The organism is Pedobacter miscanthi (genome assembly GCF_003315595.1).
GTDB lineage: Bacteria > Bacteroidota > Bacteroidia > Sphingobacteriales > Sphingobacteriaceae > Pedobacter > Pedobacter miscanthi.
Genome location: NZ_QNQU01000010.1, coordinates 201,391 through 218,871, shown reverse-complemented (window position 1 = coordinate 218,871; position 17,481 = coordinate 201,391). Strand labels below are relative to the sequence as shown.

General features: G+C 42.3%; 18 protein-coding genes. 10 read left to right on the top strand and 8 right to left on the bottom strand.

Features of this window, described 5'->3' with window-relative positions:
- Positions 1-119: 119 nt before the first annotated feature.
- The 5 genes from DRW42_RS13715 to DRW42_RS13700 all read left to right on the top strand — a co-directional run bounded on the left by DRW42_RS13715 (position 120) and on the right by DRW42_RS13700 (position 4,355).
- A complete protein-coding gene (locus DRW42_RS13715; RefSeq protein ID WP_113949381.1) occupies positions 120-533 on the top strand; it encodes a hypothetical protein in 414 nt (137 codons plus the stop codon).
- Between the two features lie 229 nt (positions 534-762).
- Positions 763-1,305, top strand: a complete 543-nt coding sequence (locus tag DRW42_RS13710) for a BfmA/BtgA family mobilization protein (RefSeq protein WP_147243746.1) — start codon at positions 763-765, stop codon at positions 1,303-1,305.
- Positions 1,306-1,307: 2 nt separating this feature from the next.
- Positions 1,308-2,243: a DUF5712 family protein gene (locus DRW42_RS13705; RefSeq protein WP_113949379.1), complete on the top strand. Its 936-nt coding sequence runs from the start codon at positions 1,308-1,310 to the stop codon at positions 2,241-2,243.
- Positions 2,244-2,253: 10 nt separating this feature from the next.
- Entirely contained in the window at positions 2,254-2,889 is a 636-nt protein-coding gene (locus DRW42_RS29505) for a YWFCY domain-containing protein (protein WP_425273474.1), read from the top strand.
- 65 nt (positions 2,890-2,954) lie between these two features.
- The gene (locus DRW42_RS13700) at positions 2,955-4,355 is read left to right on the top strand and encodes a type IV secretory system conjugative DNA transfer family protein (RefSeq protein ID WP_425273473.1); all 1,401 of its coding nucleotides are present in this window, start codon (positions 2,955-2,957) and stop codon (positions 4,353-4,355) included.
- Positions 4,356-4,765: 410 nt separating this feature from the next.
- Here the strand turns inward: DRW42_RS13700 and DRW42_RS13695 are convergent, their stop codons facing one another.
- Positions 4,766-5,803: a sensor histidine kinase gene (locus DRW42_RS13695; RefSeq protein WP_113949378.1), complete on the bottom strand. Its 1,038-nt coding sequence runs from the start codon at positions 5,801-5,803 to the stop codon at positions 4,766-4,768.
- Positions 5,804-5,890: 87 nt separating this feature from the next.
- On the opposite strand from DRW42_RS13695, the gene DRW42_RS28795 reads away from it, so the two are divergent.
- Positions 5,891-6,043 carry a hypothetical protein gene (locus DRW42_RS28795; RefSeq protein ID WP_158544347.1) on the top strand — a complete coding sequence of 51 codons (153 nt, stop codon included), beginning with the start codon at positions 5,891-5,893 and terminating at the stop codon, positions 6,041-6,043.
- Here the strand turns inward: DRW42_RS28795 and DRW42_RS13690 are convergent.
- Positions 6,040-6,768, bottom strand: a complete 729-nt coding sequence (locus tag DRW42_RS13690; protein ID WP_113949377.1) for a LytR/AlgR family response regulator transcription factor — start codon at positions 6,766-6,768, stop codon at positions 6,040-6,042. The genes DRW42_RS28795 and DRW42_RS13690 overlap by 4 nt on opposite strands.
- A 302-nt stretch (positions 6,769-7,070) precedes the next feature.
- On the opposite strand from DRW42_RS13690, the gene DRW42_RS13685 reads away from it, so the two are divergent.
- From DRW42_RS13685 to DRW42_RS13675, 3 genes are all read left to right on the top strand, one after another.
- A complete protein-coding gene (locus tag DRW42_RS13685) occupies positions 7,071-7,658 on the top strand; it encodes a cyclic nucleotide-binding domain-containing protein (RefSeq protein WP_113949376.1) in 588 nt (195 codons plus the stop codon).
- A 127-nt stretch (positions 7,659-7,785) separates the two neighbouring features.
- On the top strand, positions 7,786-8,259 hold the full coding sequence (locus tag DRW42_RS13680) for a MauE/DoxX family redox-associated membrane protein (protein ID WP_113949375.1): 474 nt from the start codon (positions 7,786-7,788) through the stop codon (positions 8,257-8,259).
- A 31-nt stretch (positions 8,260-8,290) separates the two neighbouring features.
- Complete coding sequence (locus DRW42_RS13675; protein ID WP_147243745.1) at positions 8,291-8,572, top strand: hypothetical protein; 282 nt, start codon at positions 8,291-8,293, stop codon at positions 8,570-8,572.
- Positions 8,573-8,636: 64 nt separating this feature from the next.
- On the opposite strand, the gene DRW42_RS13670 is transcribed toward DRW42_RS13675, so the two are convergent.
- The 4 genes from DRW42_RS13670 to DRW42_RS28790 form a co-directional block, all read right to left on the bottom strand.
- The gene (locus tag DRW42_RS13670) at positions 8,637-9,953 is read right to left on the bottom strand and encodes a TlpA family protein disulfide reductase (protein WP_158544346.1); all 1,317 of its coding nucleotides are present in this window, start codon (positions 9,951-9,953) and stop codon (positions 8,637-8,639) included.
- A gap of 16 nt (positions 9,954-9,969) precedes the next feature.
- A complete protein-coding gene (locus DRW42_RS13665) occupies positions 9,970-11,343 on the bottom strand; it encodes a RagB/SusD family nutrient uptake outer membrane protein (RefSeq protein WP_113949372.1) in 1,374 nt (457 codons plus the stop codon).
- A gap of 7 nt (positions 11,344-11,350) precedes the next feature.
- Positions 11,351-14,323, bottom strand: a complete 2,973-nt coding sequence (locus DRW42_RS13660; RefSeq protein WP_113949371.1) for a SusC/RagA family TonB-linked outer membrane protein — start codon at positions 14,321-14,323, stop codon at positions 11,351-11,353.
- Positions 14,324-14,585: 262 nt separating this feature from the next.
- Positions 14,586-14,735, bottom strand: a complete 150-nt coding sequence (locus DRW42_RS28790) for a hypothetical protein (RefSeq protein WP_158544345.1) — start codon at positions 14,733-14,735, stop codon at positions 14,586-14,588.
- 310 nt (positions 14,736-15,045) lie between these two features.
- On the opposite strand from DRW42_RS28790, the gene DRW42_RS13650 reads away from it, so the two are divergent.
- Entirely contained in the window at positions 15,046-15,267 is a 222-nt protein-coding gene (locus tag DRW42_RS13650) for a helix-turn-helix domain-containing protein (RefSeq protein WP_113949369.1), read from the top strand.
- A gap of 128 nt (positions 15,268-15,395) precedes the next feature.
- Here the strand turns inward: DRW42_RS13650 and DRW42_RS13645 are convergent, their stop codons facing one another.
- Together DRW42_RS13645 and DRW42_RS13640 are read right to left on the bottom strand one after the other, a co-directional pair.
- Complete coding sequence (locus tag DRW42_RS13645) at positions 15,396-15,989, bottom strand: hypothetical protein (protein WP_208643562.1); 594 nt, start codon at positions 15,987-15,989, stop codon at positions 15,396-15,398.
- Entirely contained in the window at positions 15,982-17,250 is a 1,269-nt protein-coding gene (locus DRW42_RS13640; RefSeq protein WP_113949368.1) for an AAA family ATPase, read from the bottom strand. Before DRW42_RS13640 ends, DRW42_RS13645 begins: the two co-directional genes overlap by 8 nt.
- Positions 17,251-17,481 lie beyond the last annotated feature (231 nt).

Sequence of the window (17,481 nt, the reverse complement as noted above, 5' to 3'; positions counted from 1 at the left end):
ATAGCTATTGGATATTTTTTTATGTTTTTTACTCACTTTTAGTAAAAGTTATTGTCTCAATTTAGTAATGTGAACCTATCGGCATCTTCTATTGTTTAGCAAATCCAATCTATCCAATATTGGATAAGCGCCAGTTTTTCCTTGCCAATTTTGATTATCAAATTGAAAAAAACATGGAAACAACGGTATTGGAGTTCTTCACTGCTCTGGAAGTTGGTTACGAACCTAAAGATTATTCTTATGCCAGAGAAGAGATTCCTCTAGGCAATTATCACGCAAAACTTGACTTTATGTTATGGTCGAAAAGCGGGCTCACCATAAATTGCTTTTTTAGCTTGCAGGATTCCGGCAAAAAAATCACCTTATCAGTTTATAAAAAATCTTCGCGTCAAGGCAGGTATATGGCTGGAGATACAGAAGTGCGTTTTTTACCCTTTTGTACTGAACTTAAATTGACTGTTGAGCAAAACGAAATCGGTAAGCCAATATTAACGGATGCTGTGGTGAGAAGTACTAACCAGGACCGAAAATAACAGCAACAAATTCTATTTAATCGCAGCGTCTCAGGTTCTTCGCCGCTTGTCCTTTTCCCCTTCAAAGGAAAAGGAGCAAGCCGAAGTAAGGCGGAGCCTAACTTGTGCCTCTAAGCTAGCGTTAGAGGCGTTTTGAGAATCCTCCGGGGATTCTTATGGGGCCTAATGGGCTGGAAACAATGGAAAAGGAACCCTACGCGAAATGCTTAGGGAATAAAAAGCTTGAAAAATGGAACCCTTAAGGACTATAAAATTTAACACGACAACAGATCAGAAACTGGATAAGGTCGCTCTGGCATTGGGCCGATCGAAGCGGCTGGTCTTTGTGCAGATGGTGGATTATTTTCACCGCAATAAAAAAGATCCTACTGACCTGAACGATGATCTGCTGAAAAATTCGCTGTCCAAAAGTCATAAAACTTACATGGGTTTCATCAAGTCCCAGGAAGATTTATTGCTCATTCCCATCAAACAGGGAGTAGATAAAATGATAGGAAACCAGCGGGACATTGTTAAATTTTTTAATGAACAGGTACTCGGGGCCAATAAAACCCTGCTGAAAAATCAGCAGCAAATGTTGGATAAGTCGGCGGAAAGCGATAAAGTAATCAAATTAGTGTTTCAGCGTATGGAAGTGGCGGACCAGTTAAAGGCAAAATTCCTGCAGATTTTGAATGGTTACATTAAATCAAGGGAAGAGCTGGGCAGTTTTAAAGGCAGGGAAAAAGAAGAGCTGGCGGAACTGACACGTAAACAGGTGGAAAACATATAACTATGTACATCAATATCACGGATAGTGACACAGGAAATAACAAGGGCAGTAGCGGGGCATTGGTGCACTACCTGGATAAGGAAAGCTGGATGTTCGAGGATGCTGATCCCGAGTTGTGGTTTAACGGCAGTGCCAGCGGCATCGAATCTTACCAGGTCAGAAACTTACTGGATAAAAATATCGCCAAGCTTTGCCATGATGATGCTAAATTTTTCCTGATCAATATTAATCCCAGTCAAAAAGAGATCACGCACCTAAAAGGTTTGTTCGAGGACGGTACCAAAGCGGAATTTAAGGCTTTCGCAGTTAAGATAATGGATGAATATGCGCGGAACTTTAAACGTGCCGGGGTGACCAGCAATGAGGATCTGCTCTGGTTTGGAAAACTGGAGAATCACCGTTATTATTCTTTTAAAGATAAAGAAGTGAAAACCGGTACAGTGAAAAGAGGAGATCTGAAACCAGGAGAGCAGATGCATATACAGGTGATCGTCAGCCGCAAGGATATCACTAATAAAATCAAACTCAGCCCGATGAACAATTCCAAGGGAAGAAACGTGGAGCATTCTAAAAAGGTGGGCCAGTTTGACCGGACCGCATTTAAGGAATCTGGGGAAAAAGTGTTTGATGAGACTTTTGATTTTAAGCGGCCACTGACAGATACTTTCCGTTATGCCAACACACAGGCAAATGGCTCGCTGGCCGAGCGGATGGTGCTGGCCGGGCAGCAGAATGAAACAGGGGACAGGAACACCGGGCCGGGCACAGAAAAGAACACAGAACGGGAACGGCTTGAAATTAAAGGTTTTTTTAATGCGGTTGAATCCGGGATACTGGACCTGCTGCTCGAAAAACCGGATTACGATCCCTTAAATCCTGCACTGCAAAAGAAAAAACGCAGAAAAGGTAAAACCCAATCACAGGAATTAACAATTTAGATTATATAAGATGAATACAGGCGAGGACACGCAGGGGCTACGGAAGATTACTGATTTTACCAGGCTCATCAGCCTATTTATTTTGAGCATCCATTTTTACATGGGCTGCTACATGGCCTTTAAGCGCTGGGGTTTTACCGCAGAAATTACCGATCGTTTGATTACAGGCATTGCCAGGACAGGACTCTTTGAAGGTTATTGGATAGCGAAATTAGCAGCATTACTATGCTTGCTGATTTCATTGATGGCAGTGAAAGGGCGGAAGGATGAAAAGATCCGTTATCGTGAGATTGGGGTATATTTAATTTTAGGGGTGATTTTTTACTTCGGGAGCACGATCTGCTTTCAGCTGAACATTGAACCGGAGCTTTTGGCCGGAATCTATATCGGGATTACCGCGACTGGCTACCTGTTAATCCTCTCTGGTGGTACGCTGCTTTCACGTGTACTTAAAGCTGGTTTGATGACCGATGTGTTCAATACCGAGAATGAGACTTTTCCGCAGGAGGAGCGGCTACTGGAAAATGAATATTCGGTTAATCTTCCTGCCAGGTATAACCTGAAAGGAAAAATCAGAAACTCTTTTATCAATATTATTAATCCTTTCCGGGGTTTGCTGGTTACCGGCAGCCCCGGATCCAGGTAAGGTCAGGAAAAAGTTATTTTGTGATCCGGCATGTGATCACCCAGCACATTAAAAAGGGCTTTTCGATGTTCATTTACGACTTTAAGTTCGACGATCTTTCCATAATTGCCTATAATGCGCTGCTGAGGTATAGGGGAAATTATAAAGTGAAACCCACTTTCTGGGTAATTGATTTTGACCGGATTTATCACCGTTGTAACCCGCTGGACCCGCAGAGCATGGATGATATTACCGACGCGACTGAAGCGAGCCGTACGATTATGCTGGGGCTGAACCGGGACTGGATTAAAAAGCAGGGGGATTTTTTTGTAGAGAGTGCGATTAATTTTGTGACGGCGGTCATCTGGTTTTTAAAGAAGTACAAGAGTGGTAGATACTGTACTTTGCCGCATACAATAGAACTGATCCAGGCGGATTATGATAAGTTATTTGCCGTTTTACAGCAGGAGCCGGAGATCAGGGTTTTGATCAATCCTTTTATTTCTGCTTTGCAGCGTAAGGCGATGCCTCAACTTGAGGGACAGATCGCTTCTGCCAAGATCGGTCTTGCCCGGCTTTCTTCGCCACAACTCTATTACGTTTTGAGCGGGAATGATTTTACGCTGGATATCAATAATATTGATGCCCCGAAGATAGTTTGTATGGGCAATAATCCGCAGAAGGTGCAGACTTACGGTGCAGTGCTGTCGCTTTATGTAAACAGGATGCTCAAACTGGTGAATAAAAAGGATATGCTCAAAAGCAGTATTGTCTTTGATGAATATTCTTCCATTTTTGTTGGGGGGATGGATAGTCATATTGCGGTGGCGCGTGGCTATAAGTGTGCTACCACGCTGGGCTTGCAGGACTTTTCACAGCTGAGGAAGGATTATGGCCAGGAACAGGCGGATGTGATTACCAATATTGTGGGGAATATCATCAGTGGCCAGGTGTCGGGAGATACGGCAAAGAAGTTATCTGAGAATTTTGGAAAGATTGTGCAGGATAAGGAAAGCAAGAGTATCAATAGTTCTGATATTTCAGTCTCCCGGTCTACACAGCTGGATTATGCGGTGCCATCCGCTAAGATTGCTTCACTATCTTCTGGGGAGTTTGTGGGGATTGTGGCGGATAATCCGGATCAGAAAATCCGATTAAAGATGTTTCATTCGGCCTTGCAGAATGACCACGGAGCTATTGCCAGGGAGGTGGAAAGCTATGTGGCTATTCCGCGTCCGCGTGAGGTAGGGGCAGCAGAAATTATGGAAAATTATGCGCTAGTTAAGGCTCAGGTGGAAGGGTTACTGAAAGAGGAATGTGAGAATATTTTGGCAAAAACGGATCGTGGTGAAGAAGAAGTAGATAATCGCAGATTGGATGGCGGTGATAATGCAGATCAGGTTCGTGATTTCCGCAATAAGCAAAGCCCAGTAAACGTCAGCGCAGAAGATGATAGTGCTGATCCGGAGCAATTAGTTTCAATTTAGCAGGAAATGGACTGGTATAAACGACTTGTTCTAACTTTTGCAAAAGCTTTGCTCAGCATCGTGCATTAGCAGTTAGTTTAATACCTTCAATAATACAAATAATTGAATGCTCAATGTGGGGTTTTTTTTAACTTTACCCTCGAGAGCGTTAATTTAGTCGGGACTTGTCCTCTGACAGTTACCGGCTTATTTTTTAACTGATTACTAATCCATAGGTTGGATACCTTAAGCAGACATCCGGTTAATATGTAATACTTCGGTATGTAAGCGGTATTTCCAATCTCCTAATAATATTTAATCACCTAAGTAAGCCCTAACCGCGAGGGGCTGGGTGATATTAGGGCCGGAACTATTACCCGGCCCAAAATTTTTAACTGTCTCTATTTCAGGTGGGATGTTAAGAAATAATACTATACAAAATAGATTTTTAATTGTGTTTCGAATTTGCTGCCAATCATGCCGTAAACAAAATGATGCCTGCCTGTGTAAGCATGTTTAAGTCTGGCACTGATATTATTCATTCCATTTTTTCTACCTGTAGTTTTGCCATTTGTTTGCGCAAGATTGCTGGTCGAAAAAGATATTTGTGTTTCATCGCTGAAGATCTCAATGTTGGCGGGGTGATCCGGATTGTTTAATATCCCATGTTTGAAGATGTTTTCTACCAGTGTCAGCAGGATAATCGGCAAAATTACAGCCCCTTCATTCCTGACGTCCCTGGAATAGTTAAGATGAAGTAGGTGTTCAAAGCGCAGACGGTTGAGCTTGATCAGGTTTTCCATTTGTTCAATCTCCCTGGTTAATAAAACAAAGTCACTTTTGCTATCTTCCAAGGCATACTCCATTAGCCCAGTTAATCCTCCAATGGCTAATGAGGCATTGGGCAGGTTATTTTTTGAAGCATTCCTGATAAAGGCCAGTGTATTGAAAAGCAGATGTGGGTTAATCTGGGCGCGCAGAAAATCTTTTTCCGCAACAACCAATTGGTACTTTAAACCTTCAATCTCCAGCACCCGCTTCATCTCGCCATCCTTTCTTTCCAGATACCGGTTCAAATAAAAATAACCGGTTCCGTACATGGTAAAAAAAGTTGCCCTAAAGAGGGTAATGCTAATGTATTTTAAGCTGAAATCCAATGGGGAGGGTTTTAGTCTGAAATATTCCAGCAGTAGGTTGACTATTGTTACCCCCGCCAGGTATAAAGCATAAGCGAAAAGTAGTCCCAGCAGAAAGTATAACAACCGGTTTTTTGACTTTTTATACAGAAGTGGCATCACCCATAGGGAATGGAAATAGAATATCCCGATGTTGATGACATAAAACAGCGCATAGAAAAAAAAGCTATGGAATTTTTCTGCGATAAAACCTGCAAGTACAACTTCCACAAAAATGTATACCAGCCAGCAGATCAGGTGGATCCGTATTTCTTTTTTACTAAAATTTACCATCTCATATAGTGGTTAAGGTATGTTATATAATAGAAATGTTCAGGGGATTACCCTTGGCTAAAATTGGTCAATCAATCCCGATAGACCATGAAAAACACGGTAACAAAACTTCAAAAAAGAACGGTATTTATTTTTAAAAGTATCAGTAATCCGGTAGGATCAACTGAGCCTACAACAACCAGTACGGATCCAACTACGGTATTGACCACAACCGTCAATACCAGTATGGCCAAACGCTAACCACCGCTGAGCATGCCTTTGCGCAATATTTGCGTAAAGGCATTACGGTATTTTTCGCCTATCGGGAGACATTCCCCGTTGGACATAAAAGCCATATACCCCTCCACTTTTTTTAGGTAATTGATGGAGATCATGTGTGATTTACCAATCCGGATAAAGTCGGGATGGCGCATAAGATCCCTTTCTAGTTGCTTGAGACCCAGATAGGTAATTTCTGTATTTTTGACGGTGATAATTTTGATATGGTTGAGTAGCGCTTCAAAATAAACAATCTCCTGGTAGAATACCCGGATGAAGCTTTGTTTGGTTTTTCCTTTCACAAAGGCAAACTTCTTTTCTCTGTATTCTTCCCGGCGGCTTTTCTCCTGAATTTCCTTTAACTGTTCTACTTTTTCAATTAACCTTTCATGAATGATCGGTTTGACCAGATATCCTGACGCTCCTTCCTGAAAGGCTTCCTCCCCATAATTGCGGTGGGCAGTAGTGTATACCAGGTGGTCACAATATACCTTGAGCATCTTCGCACCCTCGATGCCATCGGTAACTGGCATGCTGATATCACAAAAAACAATATCTACCGGCCCGAATTCCTGAAGATGGGCAACTGCATCAGTGACATTATCAAAAGTTGCCAGCAGGTGGGCTCCTGGAGTGAGTGATAAAAGATCCCTAATTTCAGAAAGGGCATGTGGCTCATCGTCGATGGCAATACTGGTAAGTTCCATAAGCAGAAAAGTTAGATAGTCTGCAATATCGTAAATGTCTTTTAAATCAGCAAGTTATTGGTTGAAATGAAGACAAAAGTCGCGATGCCTTTTTTGTCTGTTTCATATAGTGGTTTATGCTTTTCATATAATAAATTGATTTTTTCACTCCTTTGGGGCATATCTTGAGCGCTGAAATAATCAATTTTTAACCGATCATTTTGGCCATCGTTCTTTAAACGGATCCTGTTGGATCTATGGATACTCAAAGGGGAGCCGATAGGCTCCCTTTTTTTTGGCCGGGTGTATAGTCTATTTAAGTTATGGTTAGTCAAGAATACTTCGGGCAACTGCTCCGGATGCTGGAGCAGCTATGTCCGGTATCAGCTGAGTTTGAAAAAGCTTTAAATCCCTTAATCGTTTTGCGGGAGTTTGGTATGGTAAAAAACATGCTCAGGGAAGGGGAAGTACAACAGCAGATCTGGTTTGTAGTGAGCGGTCTGGTAAGGGAAGTCAGTCCTTCAGCGGATACAGCTTCAGGTAGAACTTCCTGGTTCTGGTACGAAGGGGATTTCGTATTTGCGCATCCAGGTTTTTTCGCCGGGCTACCGAGCCTGGTCGAAGTTGAGGTATATGCCGGAACAGTTCTTTTGGAATTGTCACGTGTAGATCTTTCGTTATTAATACAGAATTTTAAGGAAGGCTCAGTGCTGGTCGAAACACTTCGTTACCGCAATCAGGCGGCAAGGTCTGCCCATATTTCTGATTTGGTCAATCTAAAGCATGCGGAAATGGTACGCAGATACTATCAGGAGCATAAAGCCACTTTCCTTACCGCAAGGGCGAAGGATATTGCTTCATTTCTTGGTATCAAGGACAATGGTATTCACCGATTTCTTCGGGGGATTTAAACGGCAATTTAAAATGCGGCAAATGTCGCTGACGATCTAGGCAAAATCATACGCTGAAAAGTTGAGCTACTTGCGAGATTAGTACCAGGCTTTCCAAAGCTAAATATTAAAAAGAAAAGCATCTGGTATGGACAGTAAAAACAAAACTAAATATGAAGGTAATGATTTGCTCCAATTATTGTCAGCAATATTGCTGGTATTGCTTTGGGGCTATGCTGGTTTTTCCAAGCTGGCGGATTATGGCCGTTTCGTGGAGCAGATGAAGCTCGCACCAGTGCCATTGATGAAACATTTGGCACCGCTACTAGGAATTGCAGTTCCGGTTGCTGAACTCGTTCTGGTTGGGTTGCTGTTTTCTGAACGTTTTAGAAAGACTGGCCTCTGGTTATCTTTTCTTTTGCTGCTTGTCTTCACGCTCTATATCTCCCTGATGTTATTGTCAGGCTTGAGGCTGCCCTGTACCTGTGGGGGATTAATTTCTAAACTGGGGTGGCGGCAGCACCTGATATTTAATGCTTTTTTTATGCTCATATCTCTGCTGCCATTTCTATGGGGGCGTATTTTTCCAAAAGGATATTCACCGCGGAGTATATATAAATAACCAATTTTTAAATCTTTAAATGTTAAACAAAATGAAAACAAATCTTAAAACCGCAATTCTGGGCATTGCATTAATGGCCAGTGTTACAGGAGCTTTTGCTGCTGAGATCTCAACCTTGTTCAATGGCAAAGCTGCCAACACCCACAGTTGGCAGAAATACCTGCCTGATGGCGTTACCCCTGATGGCGATCCGCAGCTCGGTGATTCAACAGGTCCATTTGCCGAAGAATGTGCTGGCGCTGACAATGTTTGTGCAGTAGGTACGCCAATTGCACCTGGACAACAGACCATCACTTTACGCTACGAAGATTAATTCGCAAGGTGATTATTTTCAAGCCCCTGGCCGTTTTGGTCAGGGGCTTATTTCGTTTATTTACTCATCGCAGGTCATTGATCTGGAGTATGGGGAAAAATTCATTTTGTAGCTTAAATGTCAATCCATACTTGGCTAGTTCCTGATATAACATTTCCGGCTTTACACCACTAAGGGCGATTCCCGGTGCATCAGAATAATCTAAATCAATGTCGAATCGGAGATCATTGCTAGCTGTACGGTCGATAAAGGGATAAGGTAATGTTCCAGGCGGTATTCGGCGGAAAAGGAAATCCAGTAATTCTGGAATATTCGAGTTGCGGACAATGAGCTTATGATCGGTGGTAAAGGTAAATTGTGGTGCAAGTTTGGGATTTGCTGCCCGTGGCAGCATCTGCCCTTTGCCTTTGCTCACTACAATGCATGGAATTTTTCTACTTACGATTTTGGCTTTGACCATAAATATGCGCTCGATATCTGAATAGATATAACTGGTGAAAAGCGAGTCAGGTGTCATACCAGGCATGGTCAGCGAATAACAGAAAAGATTTTTTCGCTCCCAGTCTCCACGGTCCTGATAAGGATATTTTTTATAAAAGCTGGTATCCCGGGTCTTTGGCCCAAAAAAGCGGGAAGAATCACGGGTATGCAGTTCTAACATAATTGGCCTGATCCCGGTATTGAACTGGCTATAGGCTCCCCAGAGCGCGCGCGTGATACTTTGATTAAACTGTGTATATTCTTTCATCATTCCCCTTTGTGGTGATTTTTCACCTGAAGGGATTCCTGGAACGAAAGCAGAAACTATGGAGCGATAGGTATAAATAGAATCGGCAAGGTGAAAAGGTTCTTCGGGACGGAAAGTGAAATTGTCTTTTTTTGTCCTGACGGCAAGTGCTGCGGGATCCCGGCTGAAAGCAAGTAGGTTTTTTTCGCTGATCTCCTCTCCAGAAGTAATTGCCCTTACAATGCCATCCCGATCGATCCAGACGTTGTGGGGGATTCCCCGATGCGGAAACATTTTTCTAAGCAAAGTATCCCAGGGTACGATCCTTTCAGATATTGCAGTAAAATCATTGTTAGCAGGTCGCTTCATATATTGGCTGATCACCTCTTTAGTTTGATCGGTGGCGAGGATAACATTGAACTTCCCAGGTTGTTTTTGGTTAAGGGAATCCATTAACCTGATCTCCTTAATACAGGGTACGCACCAGGTAGCCCAAAAATCTATGATCAGCGGAGTTTTTTGATAGAGCTCAGCGAGCCTGATTTTCTTTCCACTGTAGGTAATGACTTCGAGATCGGGCAGTTTATCCCCGATTTGTAGCGGGCTTTGCTTTTGTGCGTAGGTGGTGTAATAGCAGCCAATAATTAGTGCCATGACAGTTGTTGTGAACTTAGTAACCATTGTTTTGTTTCAAATTAGGATTGTAAATAATTTCATTATTGGGAATTGGAAAAACTTCTGAGGTACCGGTTTTCCAACTGGTTTTAATCGGTGCCATGATTCCTTCAAGCTTTGCGTAGCGCTTCAGGTCAAAAAACCGGTGCCCCCATTCACCAAATAGTTCGGATTTTCGCTCTTTAAAAATAGCTTCCAAACAGTTTTCCTGGCTTAGGTTCTGGTTTAAAGGGACAAGACCGGCCCTGGTGCGGATGAGGTTCAGGTCATCTACAGCGCTGCTGATCTGGTTCAATTGCGCTTTTGCTTCAGCCCGTATTAGGTATTGTTCGGAAAGCCTCAAAGCCATGGCGAACTCGGGTTTAGCCGTGCTGGCAACCCGGTTTTTGTACTTGGCAGGGTAAGCATATACACGTGTTTGCCCGGCACTGTTTACATTCGCCAATGCGGTCCATTTGCTTTTTCGCTGGTCGCCAGTTTCAAATCCGGAATAAAATTCTTCCCTCAATGGATAGATTGGGAGCGTGGTTGGGGATGCCGGAATGAGCTGCGCAACATCAGTCAAAAATCCATTTACCATCCATAACTGAAGGATAGCTTCCGAACTTCCTGCAAGGAAAACATCTTCAGCTTTGACTGTTGTGAGCTGATAGACGCTATTTTGAATGACTTTTGAGGATTCACTTATTGCTTCTTGCCATTTACCCCTGTAGAGATAAGTACGGGCCAGTAAGGAATGGGCGCAGGTTTTATTTGCGCGGACCCGGCCTGCTCCTAAATATCCCTCCTGTAAGTCGTTACTGCTTTCGGTAAGATCTTTCACTACTTGGAGATATACCGCGTCAGTAGTTGCCTGAAAAGCGCTGCGGTTGAGTGTAACATTGGTGGAAAGCAGTAAGGGAACTTGATCATAGCAGTTAACCAGATAGAAATAGGCATAAGCGCGCAGAAATTTACCTTCGCCGGAAAATTGCTCTCGAGCTGCAGGAGATAATCCTGTGCTACTTTCGATGCCTTCCAGCAGGTTATTGCATTGATAGATCACTGAGTAAAGATTATTCCAGAGGGTATTATTATTGGTGTTGTTACTGAGCAGTTTACCATTTGCGTATTCCAGATTGATCAGCGCGCTGGAGGTCGTATTGTATTCATCAGCATATAGACTGATGAATTTCATCGAGCTATGGACGGTGCCCAAAGTGTAGTAGGCTCCTAGTAAAGCGGTATTTACTGTAGTGCTGTCGGCAAATACGGTCCCGCTCTCTATCTGGTTCTTAGACGGTGGTATTTCCAGTAGTTTTTCACAGGAAGAGTATAGAATAGCGAGAGGCAGTAGTAAGACTACTGTTAGTTTTAAGTTTGTTTTCATATTCGTATTATAAACTGATTTGAAGCCCCATAACAAAAGTTTTAAGTGGCGGGATGTTTCTGCCGGTTGTGGTAGAAATCGCACCGGATTCAGGATCCATAACTGCGGAATTGTGGTGCCACCAGGTGTAGAGGTTCTGTCCTTCTGCAAATATCCTGAGTGTGGTAAGCCCCATTTTTTTTGCAGCCTCTGCAGGTAGCAAATAGGAAAGGGATACGTTTTTTAGCCTGAGGTAGGAGGTGTCAAAAATATTAGCGGAGGACTGGCCGTAGTAAAAGTCAAACTGGGTGGAGGGCGGAGGGACAGTTGAGGATGGATTGGACAGGGACCAGGGTTCCAGATCAAATTCATTAAAGGTCCCGCCTCCTCCCGGATTCCGGTTAATGCCGCCTTTGGTACGCTGCTTCACAAATTGTAGAAATACGCTGAACTCAAAGTTTTGGTAGGAGATGGTGTTGCCAAGCCCGCCATAAAAGTCCGGTGCGGTTTTGCCAAGGGTAAAGTTGGAATAGGGTGCTGCTGAAGCCTGGCCATCCCGGCCGGCATATAGAACCTTTCCGCTTGCAGGGTCTATGCCCAGGGACTGATAACCCCTAATGCGGGTGATATCATATCCCAGTTCGTAAATGGCAGCGTAGCTGGAATTCTCGAAATTGTCAAAAGATTTGAGCTTATTTTCTGGGATGGTGATGTTAAAGTTGGTTGACCAGGCTATTTTTTTTCCTTTTAGGTTATTGGAGTTAACGCTGATTTCCCATCCGCTGTTTTGGATAACTGCAGGTAGGTTGGCCTGGTAGCTACTAAAACCGGTAATTAAGGGGATGGCGTAGTTGACCAGTTGATCTGAGCTGCTGGAGCGATAATAGTCTGCAATAAGGCTCAGGGCATCCTTAAAAAAGCCAAGTTCAACCCCCAGGTCCATTTTGCGGGTGTTTTCCCATTTGAAATCAGCATTGCTGATCCTGCTTGGCCTGATAATCGCAGTCCCCTGATAGACGGCGGATCCGGGGCTACTAAAGGTGGAGAGGTAGCCATAATCCGGGATCTGGTCATTGCCGCTGGTACCCAGGCTTGCCCTGAGTTTACCCAAGGAAAGTACGGGAAGTTTTTCCCGGACCCAGTTCTGGTTGGAAAAAATCCAGCTCGCTCCGATAGAGCCGAAATTACCATAACGGTTTCCCGGTCCAAAACGGGAGGAACCATCACGTCTTAAAGTCGCGTTTAATATATATGTGTCCTTGAGGTTATAGGTAATCCTGCTGAACAGTGATGCGTACTTGTATTGGGAATCACTTCCCGTACTGGCTACGGTTCCGGCAGATCCAGGATTCTCCATCAGGCTTTCCAGGCTAAAGTTACTGGCGATTACCGACATGCGTTCACTGCTTTTGTGTTGATAGGTAGCCCCAACAAGGAAGCTCAACTTGTGCCTCCCAAAGTTTAAGTTATAATCGAGCTGTGGTTCGGTGATAAAAGACTGTGTGCTGCTTTTGGTAAAGTTGGTGCTGTTGATGCTGCCCGGTGGTAACGATGAAGAGGGGGAGATAAAAGTCTGGTCATAACTGCTCTTGGTATAGCCTGAGTTAACTTTAAAACTTAAGTTGGGTAAAAACCGGTAAGCAAGTTCTGCACTGGTAATGCTGTTGTCCGTTGTATTTTTGCTTCGTGCCAGACTTTCCGCATCTATATTTCCAGCATACCAGTTTATACTGCCATCCGGCAGGGTAAGGGGGTAATTGGGAGCAATAAGAAAACTTCTGTCGATGTTGTTTACAATATTGCTCAGATCGCTTTGCTGCCTGCTGAGCTGGTTTGAGATCCTGATACTGAATTTTTGGTTTTCGGAAAAATGCTGGATATCTGAAGATAATCCGGTTCTGTAATAGCTGTTGTTTCCGGGCAGGACCGTCCCTTCATTCCTGAAGTTTCCGTTGACAGAAAAGGTCGTATTTCCTTTTCCTCCGGACACCCTTGCCTGGAGATCGGTTGAGCTGGCTGAACTACCGAAAATGTAATCTACCCAGTCGGTACTTTGGGTCTGGCTCCATAGGGTAAGATCGGGGGCGTAACTGGTAGATGCAGGATCGGATGAAGGGATGAGTTTATCGTTGGAAAAGGCATTTTTTCGCATCTGCAGATAATCCTGCAGGTTAAGCAGTTTTGGTTTTGCGCTGATGGTACTGATACCCTGGCGGAGATTAACATCGATTTTGGTAGCTCCTGATTTTGCTTTTTTGGTCGTAATCAGGACAACCCCGTTTGCGCCCCTGCTTCCGTAGATAGAGGTGGCATCGGCATCTTTAAGAATAGTGATGTTTTCAATGTCAGCAGGGTTTAGGTTGCTCAGGGGGCTAACTGCGCCCGCGATATTGATCACGTCTGTATTTCCTTTACCGATTGGCGTACCGTCAAAAGGGACGCCGTCAACAATGTAAAGGGGATCGGTGCCAGCTACTATTGATCCTTTTCCCCTGATCTGGATATTGATGTTGCCGCCTGGCAGCCCGTTGGCTGTCTGTATAAATACGCCGGGCATACGGCCGGATAGTGCAGCGACTACATTTCCAACTGGCTGCTGCTGGATTTGTTTGGCGCTGATGGAAGATACCGATCCGGTATTTAACCGTTTGGTTGTTTTGCCATAGCCGATAACCTGTATGTCGTCGAATGCTTCATGGCTTTCCTCCATGCTGATTTTTAGATTATTTATAGGGCCGTTGAAGCTGATTTGCTGGGATTTATATCCGGTATAGCTAATAATTAACGTGCCGGTTGCAGTTTCAGTTTGGATGGTGAATGAGCCGTCTTTTGCTGACTGGACTGCGGTATTTGAATTTTTGATACTGATCGTGGCACCTGGAAGGGGATTTCCATCATCGCTGGCGAGGACCCGTCCACTGATCTGTGTGCTGGTTTGGGCACTTAGCTTTAAATTAGGGCAAAGCGTGGCCAGGACAATTAATAGGATTAATTTGTTCATACTGTTGATATGGTTAGTTGATTGGTTTACTGTGTTGTACAAACCAGGACGGGGGCCATGGTGAAATAACCATTAACCGATAAACATGGCTTCCCGCCTGGTTGTGGGACGATTCGGGTAAAATTCTTTATACTTTGGTTAGTCGTTTTTGGTTAGAGATGTGCTTTTGGCTGATTGTTTTGGTGAAAGGCATAGCCCGGCCCGTGAATACATTATTAACGAACCAGTGTTTTTTGATTTGAGGGACAGGGCTATGCCAAAGCTAGATAGGGTTTTTGGGTTTGATGGCGAAAAGCCTGTCAAACGGGTAGGAGGATTGGGGTTTCTGTGTATGGAAAGGAAAAAACACGGCAGTGCCATTAGCCAGTGGGAATAGCTTAGATTGGGTTACCGGGTTGTTTTTTCTTTTCATGCTCGTATGGTTGATACGAGTCTGTTGGTAGGTAAAGCACTATAGCTGGGCTCTATATACCGCCTTGCTAGGCTTTCGACGGCCCATGAAACGGATTTACAATAGAGCCCATAGCGCTATAGTGCGCACGAAAATACGCAAAATATCACTATAGGCATTATCTATTGTCCCGTTCATTTGCATTTGTCGAAATTTAGCAAGCGAGACTCTTTTAATGCCTTAATTATAAATCAAATATACCAATTGTTGTGTTAAAGCACAACAAAAAAAATCCTTTTTTCACGGAACTTTCCTGAAAGCTTTTTTGTATATGAATGATGTAGCTGCGAATACCTTGAAGAGGTTTGGGGAGACTGTAGGAAAAATTAAAAAAAATAAAAAATTATCATATCGAAAGATTGCGGCAAATTGTAATATTGAGCATAGTGATATTAAACGATATGTGGATGGTAAAATTAATCCAACCTTGCTTTCTATTATTGATCTTGCAAAGGGGCTATCTGTGCATCCAAAAGATTTGTTAGATTTCTGATTATTTTGACTTTAAAAGTTTATAACCTGACAGATAGAAAAGGTAAAGATCCGTTTCAGATCTGCGTAAAATGATAATAAATGCAACCTGAACCAGTCATTATGGATAGCTTTTTAAATAAGAATCAATTAAACGACACTTAATAATTTTTGATCTATGACCGAAGAATTGTTTCTGAATGCAAGAATAATGTTTCTGTCACGTTTCAGTTTTACGAGTTGTGCAGGAGTAGGCGTAAAACCTTTGAAAGGCACGTTTTGTAAAGGAAGTGAAACGATTAGATAACTAGTGTTTTGTTTGGTAATTATTCCATGCTGAACATAATAATGCCTTGTTCGATATAATTGACGTATTGCCTTTTTAATTTGTTTACTGTTTTTTGTTGTATTGTTTTGACAATACTTCAATTCAGAGAAAAGTACCCATGAGTCTGTTGTTGAATCATGTGGGAAAACGACACATTCACATTGGGATCTAGGATTACCACCGCATATAAAGCTAGAATTATCAAAAGGTATACCACCAATTTCTAGTCCAATGTTGTTTGTAAGAGTAAAAAATACATTGTCTGCTGGGGCTGTTCCTAAATGAAATTCAACCCCGCGCTTAACTGTTGAGGTTTTTGTTTGGTCGGTATAATCGGCTATGTAAAATGAATCGGTTGTAGTAACGTAGCCAACATATTGATGTGGAAATTGAGTGCTTACGGCCAGCTTAATCATAGTGGTTTAACATTGCATAGAAATCTTCCATTAAACCATTCATTATCGTATCGAAGTAATTGGCTTCAATAAGACCGTCTTTTCCTTGGATATGATTGATTTTGCCATCAACCAACTCGTAGATTGATATAATTTTAGGTGAGAGTTCTGAATGAGTACAAATCAAAGTTTTGTGTTCTGCCTCGCTCAATTTAGGTTTAACCAAAGAATACATTATACAGCTATTTATCGCATATAGAATGTAAGGGCTATGAGTAGTCAAAGTCAAGCTATGTTCATGTGGACTATTGATTATCTTTTCCAGTAGACTGTAGACAAAGGTTTTCTGTGTGGCTGGAAATACATTTTGTTCAGGCTCTTCAATAATCAGATCAGACCCAGAGGTCCTAAATAAGTTGTCCATAATTCTGTGATATTGATCTATGCTTTTTTGCAATTCACCAGTTGCATGTGAAATTAAGGAATTGATATGGTCAATTTCTTCTTTTGTCAAGGACTCTGTATGATATTTATCTGGATAAATCTTACCTATTATAAACTCATAAAGAAGCTTTCTGGAAGTATCCCGCCTGATTTCGTCGAGCTCAAAAGAGGTTGATTCCCCATTATAAATCAATGATGTGTTATATTCAATGGTGGTCAACATTGGAATCAATGATTGCAAACCACTAGACGCGTCACTTAAGTGAATATCGTTCGTCCGATTCTTGCTAATCACATGGTTTTCCTTGTGAATGTCGTTAAAATAGTAAGAGTAATCTAAGTCCAAAACTTCAAGATTATTGTCTACGTTAAAAGCCTTGCGGGAATCCAACCAATCAAAAAGGAAACTTCTGAGATTATTATGCGGAAGTTCTACTTTTTCAATTTCTGGCAAAATAACCAAATTTCGCTCTGATGGTATGTAGGAAATCTTTTTGCGTTTGTATGCGTACCTGTCTTTCCACTTAATACTGAATTTTCTGTGCCGGTAATCAATGTCTAAAGCATCACTGGAATACTGGATTTCACTATTTTTATTAAAATATCCATTGAGTTTGTGAAAACTGGTTAGTCTTTTTTCGAAGAAATCATGATCATTCTGATAGTCATCAAGAGATTGATTTATCGATACATTTTTCTCCACCCAGCTGCAATAGCTGATTATCTTAGCTATGGTACTTTTTCCACTACCTTGGGGACCCATAAATACATTAACCTTGTTCAGGTCGATCGCTATTTCTTTTAATGGGCCAACATTAGCTATTCTGATAAATTTCATTTAGGATTTATTATTGATAAATGCTTTTAAAGGCATGGTTTTGTCACTATTATAATTAATGTTTAAATAATCCCTGTTTTTTTAAAGGGCTCCCCGAAAAAAACTATTGACTTGTTTATTAAACCTCAATGGTGTTTTTAACGCCAAAGTTAGAAATTATTATCGAATCTCATTGTCAAGACCCAATTTTCGAAGTAAATCTTTTTCGATGTAAAAACTGTGTTTAACCGG

Coding starts and splice junctions, on each gene's coding strand:
- DRW42_RS13710 (WP_147243746.1), top strand. CDS start 763: ATGGAACCCTTAAGGACTATAAAATTTAACACGACAACAGATCAGAAA.
- DRW42_RS13705 (WP_113949379.1), top strand. CDS start 1,308: ATGTACATCAATATCACGGATAGTGACACAGGAAATAACAAGGGCAGT.
- DRW42_RS29505 (WP_425273474.1), top strand. CDS start 2,254: ATGAATACAGGCGAGGACACGCAGGGGCTACGGAAGATTACTGATTTT.
- DRW42_RS13700 (WP_425273473.1), top strand. CDS start 2,955: ATGTTCATTTACGACTTTAAGTTCGACGATCTTTCCATAATTGCCTAT.
- DRW42_RS13695 (WP_113949378.1), bottom strand. CDS start 5,803: ATGGTAAATTTTAGTAAAAAAGAAATACGGATCCACCTGATCTGCTGG.
- DRW42_RS28795 (WP_158544347.1), top strand. CDS start 5,891: ATGAAAAACACGGTAACAAAACTTCAAAAAAGAACGGTATTTATTTTT.
- DRW42_RS13690 (WP_113949377.1), bottom strand. CDS start 6,768: ATGGAACTTACCAGTATTGCCATCGACGATGAGCCACATGCCCTTTCT.
- DRW42_RS13685 (WP_113949376.1), top strand. CDS start 7,071: ATGGTTAGTCAAGAATACTTCGGGCAACTGCTCCGGATGCTGGAGCAG.
- DRW42_RS13680 (WP_113949375.1), top strand. CDS start 7,786: ATGGACAGTAAAAACAAAACTAAATATGAAGGTAATGATTTGCTCCAA.
- DRW42_RS13675 (WP_147243745.1), top strand. CDS start 8,291: ATGAAAACAAATCTTAAAACCGCAATTCTGGGCATTGCATTAATGGCC.
- DRW42_RS13670 (WP_158544346.1), bottom strand. CDS start 9,953: ATGGCACTAATTATTGGCTGCTATTACACCACCTACGCACAAAAGCAA.
- DRW42_RS13665 (WP_113949372.1), bottom strand. CDS start 11,343: ATGAAAACAAACTTAAAACTAACAGTAGTCTTACTACTGCCTCTCGCT.
- DRW42_RS13660 (WP_113949371.1), bottom strand. CDS start 14,323: ATGAACAAATTAATCCTATTAATTGTCCTGGCCACGCTTTGCCCTAAT.
- DRW42_RS28790 (WP_158544345.1), bottom strand. CDS start 14,735: ATGAAAAGAAAAAACAACCCGGTAACCCAATCTAAGCTATTCCCACTG.
- DRW42_RS13650 (WP_113949369.1), top strand. CDS start 15,046: ATGAATGATGTAGCTGCGAATACCTTGAAGAGGTTTGGGGAGACTGTA.
- DRW42_RS13645 (WP_208643562.1), bottom strand. CDS start 15,989: ATGATTAAGCTGGCCGTAAGCACTCAATTTCCACATCAATATGTTGGC.
- DRW42_RS13640 (WP_113949368.1), bottom strand. CDS start 17,250: ATGAAATTTATCAGAATAGCTAATGTTGGCCCATTAAAAGAAATAGCG.